The organism is Achromobacter sp. SIMBA_011, assembly GCF_046535435.1.
GTDB lineage: Bacteria > Pseudomonadota > Gammaproteobacteria > Burkholderiales > Burkholderiaceae_B > Achromobacter > Achromobacter dolens.
Map to the genome: position 1 here is coordinate 1 of NZ_JAWRWN010000954.1, position 249 is coordinate 249.

1 protein-coding gene is annotated in these 249 nt (G+C 61.8%); it reads left to right on the forward strand.

Features of this window, described 5'->3' with window-relative positions:
• Positions 1–189: hypothetical protein (locus SB816_RS33825; RefSeq protein WP_410548478.1), on the forward strand; the 189-nt coding region annotated here is incomplete at its 5' end.
• Positions 190–249: the final 60 nt, after the last annotated feature.

The following is a 249-nucleotide window of genomic DNA, read 5'->3' on the forward strand; positions in this document are numbered from 1 at the left end:
GAGGGAATCCAGATGAATCGTGAAAAGCAATTGTCGCCGGGGCTTTCATGGGCTGCTGCCGACCGCTGGTTCGTGGCCGATCATGGCAGGGGCCTTCCAGGTAGGCGGGCAGCCGCAGAGTTTGCGGCAACCGGTGCTTTCACGGGCGGCAGGCGTTTGGTTGCGGTCAGTTCAGGTGACATCGAATGATCCGCTACTTCCTTGCCAGGGGCGATCGAGGCGGGAGTGCCACGATCACGGAAGGACTCG